A 1,011-nucleotide genomic window follows, 5' to 3' on the forward strand; every position below is an offset into this window, starting at 1 on the left:
GGGAGCAAGCTCCCATCTGTCCGCTCGACTTGCATGTATTAGGCACGCCGCCAGCGTTCGTCCTGAGCCAGGATCAAACTCTCCGATAAAGTAGTTTGACTGACTACGCACATCGCTGTGCGATTTTCAAAAACTGAATTAACAGGTACGTTTTGTCTTGTTTAGTTTTCAAAGATCATTTTGTTTGTCCGCTTTGTTAAAGCAACTTTATTAGTATACAACGTCACTTCTTCAAAGTCAACAACATTTTCAAAAAACTTTTGGTGGAGCCTAGCGGGATCGAACCGCTGACCTCCTGCGTGCAAAGCAGGCGCTCTCCCAGCTGAGCTAAGGCCCCGTAAAAAATGGTCGGGAAGACAGGATTCGAACCTGCGACCCCATGGTCCCAAACCATGTGCTCTACCAAGCTGAGCTACTTCCCGATTCCCTATCTATTCTATTAAAAGATATGGCGCGCCCGAGAGGAGTCGAACCCCTAACCTTTTGATCCGTAGTCAAACGCTCTATCCAATTGAGCTACGGGCGCAATTCAATTTACAATATCCCGTTGGGATATATGGAGCGGAAGACGGGATTCGAACCCGCGACCCCCACCTTGGCAAGGTGGTGTTCTACCACTGAACTACTTCCGCATATCGCAATAAAAAAAGCTTTCTCCTTATGAGAAACCTTGGTAATAATACATTCAATAAAGCTTCCAAGCGGGCTCGAACCGCTGACCTCTTCCTTACCATGGAAGTGCTCTACCTGCTGAGCTATGGAAGCAATGGCTCCGCAGGTAGGATTCGAACCTACGACCGATCGGTTAACAGCCGATAGCTCTACCACTGAGCTACTGCGGAATAATATAAAGCTTCATAAACAAACATGGTAGAATTAATATCTGCTTGGCGGCGTCCTACTCTCACAGGGGGAAACCCCCGACTACCATCGGCGCTGAAGAGCTTAACTTCCGTGTTCGGTATGGGAACGGGTGTGACCTCTTCGCTATCGCCACCAAACAAATTGAGA

Annotated in this window: 6 tRNA genes and 2 rRNA genes; all 8 read right to left on the reverse strand. The window is 48.0% G+C overall.

Going from position 1 to position 1,011, the window contains the following annotated elements:
* Positions 1 to 89: ribosomal RNA gene (locus WA279_RS20655) — 16S ribosomal RNA — on the reverse strand; the annotation flags it as partial.
* Between the two features lie 172 nt (positions 90 to 261).
* Positions 262 to 337 (reverse strand) — tRNA-Ala (locus WA279_RS20660).
* An 8-nt stretch (positions 338 to 345) separates the two neighbouring features.
* Positions 346 to 422: transfer RNA gene (locus tag WA279_RS20665), tRNA-Pro, on the reverse strand.
* Positions 423 to 449: 27 nt separating this feature from the next.
* Positions 450 to 526 (reverse strand) — tRNA-Arg (locus WA279_RS20670).
* Positions 527 to 557: 31 nt separating this feature from the next.
* Positions 558 to 632: transfer RNA gene (locus tag WA279_RS20675), tRNA-Gly, on the reverse strand.
* Between the two features lie 60 nt (positions 633 to 692).
* Positions 693 to 765 (reverse strand) — tRNA-Thr (locus WA279_RS20680).
* A 2-nt stretch (positions 766 to 767) separates the two neighbouring features.
* Positions 768 to 842, reverse strand: a tRNA-Asn gene (locus WA279_RS20685).
* A 43-nt stretch (positions 843 to 885) separates the two neighbouring features.
* Positions 886 to 1,001 (reverse strand): 5S ribosomal RNA (gene rrf, locus WA279_RS20690).
* Positions 1,002 to 1,011 lie beyond the last annotated feature (10 nt).

It is taken from the genome of Bacillus sp. 204(2023), assembly GCF_037027505.1.
In the GTDB taxonomy this organism is placed as follows: domain Bacteria; phylum Bacillota; class Bacilli; order Bacillales; family Bacillaceae; genus Bacillus; species Bacillus subtilis.